Origin of the sequence: Lichenibacterium minor (assembly GCF_004137685.1) — a bacterium.
Taxonomy (GTDB): Bacteria; Pseudomonadota; Alphaproteobacteria; order Rhizobiales; family Beijerinckiaceae; genus Lichenihabitans; species Lichenihabitans minor.
The window spans coordinates 1-1,847 of sequence record NZ_QYBB01000133.1 but is presented as its reverse complement, the minus strand read 5'-3'; the positions used below and the strand labels follow the sequence as shown (position 1 = coordinate 1,847).

3 protein-coding genes are annotated in these 1,847 nt (G+C 67.6%); 1 reads left to right on the top strand and 2 read right to left on the bottom strand.

From position 1 onward, the window contains the following. Window positions 1-285: 285 nt before the first annotated feature. Window positions 286-543, bottom strand: a complete 258-nt coding sequence (locus D3273_RS27635) for a hypothetical protein (RefSeq protein ID WP_129230243.1) — start codon at window positions 541-543, stop codon at window positions 286-288. Continuing rightward, window positions 501-1,325, bottom strand: coding sequence for a hypothetical protein (locus tag D3273_RS27630; protein ID WP_129230241.1), 825 nt, complete (start codon window positions 1,323-1,325; stop codon window positions 501-503). The genes D3273_RS27635 and D3273_RS27630 overlap by 43 nt, the downstream gene beginning before the upstream one ends. A gap of 277 nt (window positions 1,326-1,602) precedes the next feature. Between D3273_RS27630 and D3273_RS29785 the strand changes: the two genes are divergently transcribed. Then, window positions 1,603-1,731, top strand: a complete 129-nt coding sequence (locus D3273_RS29785) for a hypothetical protein (protein WP_281011438.1) — start codon at window positions 1,603-1,605, stop codon at window positions 1,729-1,731. The last annotated feature ends 116 nt before the right edge of the window (window positions 1,732-1,847 follow it).

Below are 1,847 nucleotides of genomic sequence, written 5' to 3'. Positions count from 1 at the left end.
GCCGTCGTCGACCCAAAAATCCAACCGCTTCCCGACGCCCGCGACACCACACCAGCCCAGGGGAGGTGAGCAATTACGCCGGACTGCTTTCCACCCACTTCTGCCGTTCGCGGCCGCATGAAATCCTTAAGATTGCTCCAGATGACATCTGGTTTTTCAGTAGCTAGAGAATCTTGACAATAAATTTAAAGTAAAATGTCGCCCATGATGGAGATCGTCATGAGTATTTGCGTAACGTGAGCGTATGGAGCCGACAAAGGCCAGTTCCGCTCCGCCGTCAGGCGGTCAGGCGTTGCCCCTGATCTGGCGCCAGGCCACCTCCCCCGCGGCGGCCCGTCCCACGTGGACGTAGCCATGCGCCGCGAGATCCTGCAGCTCCAGGGCGTCGAGCGCCATCGCTTTCTGGTCCTCGCCCCTCTGCAGGCGCCTCGCCCTGACGTGCCGGCCGGCCTCCACCACCGCAGCCGCCAAGTCCTCGCGGGGCAGCAGCAGGCGCACGGTCAGGTGCCGCGCGTGGCGGATCGCGACAGCCAGGAGCAGCACGCAGTTCGCCGTGTCGGCGTTTGGTCTCCCGCCAGCCGGGCATCCCGCTCCGTCTTGAGGCGCACGGCAAGAATGGCCTCCTGCTCGATCAGCGCCGCAAGCCCGATCGCCGTGTTGACCAGCCATCTCATGGCCGTCACGGCGCGAGCGGTCGAGCCCGCCACGCGCGTGCCGAGCCAGTCCACCAACAGGTCGATCGCGGCGACGTCCACCCCGAACCAGTCGGTGAGCAGAGTCTCGACCGATACAATCCCGGCATGCGCCACCACCCGCATATCTTCGTGGGCCACGATCGCCGGATCTGGGTCGTCGAGGTGCAGCTGCCTGCGCCGGCGCAGCTCGGCCAGCAGGTCGTCGAGGTCCGACAGGGTGGGGTCGATGCTGATCAGAGGGACCATGACGCCGCCCGCCGCCTCGTCCGCCTCGAGCAGCAGGGGCGTCGCCGAGATCGGCTGGGTGGCGATGAACAGCGCCCATCCGAGGACGATACACCTGTTGGCCAGCATGGCGCTCGGCCAGCCGGGCGCCGCGGCCTGCGGCTCGGTCACGAGCGACATCGCCCCGGAATGGTCACAAAGGGCCGCCGCGAGCGCGACGGTGCGGCGCACGAGGACGTCGAGGCCGTCCAGGGGGTCCGTAGTCGGCTCGGCGTCGGGCATGAATCGGGCGCGCACCTGCTCGTCGCCGTGGGCTAGGGCTGCCATAACGGCTGGCTCGACGCCGAAAATCTGCCGCACGAGATCGCCGACCAGATTGTCCGAGATGGGCATGGTGGTGTGCATGTCGTTATTCCTTGTTATTTCTCGTGGGGTGGATCCGTCCTCGGATCGACTTCCCTCCGCCTCGCCATCCTTTTCGGCCCCGCCGATCCGCCACAGGCCGACCTTGGACGAGGCTCACCCGCTGCCGTGCATGGACGTGCCCCACCGCGCCTGCCCGTGCGTGCGGCTCGCATCCAGCGCGGCGCCGACTGCCGGCACCCGGGGCCAGGCCCAGCCGACCATGATCGCGAGAAAACGGCACTTGTCGTCGCTCGCTCGAGCCGACCCTCGCGGCAGGGTGACGTGGACGTGGACCTACCCGGAGGGGTCGAAGCGCACCATCGAGCGCGAGGAGTGGGTCGCCTACCTCGACGCGGCGCGGGCCCTGATGAGGACTAGGTGGCCGCGCGGAGAGCTGAAGGCCTGAGCGCCGCACGGTAGGGTGCGGAACGATGGGGCAGGACATAACATGCGATCACTGATGTCTCTCGCCGTCGCGCTGTGCTTCGCGACCGGTGCCGCTCTGGCTCAGCCGGGCGGCCT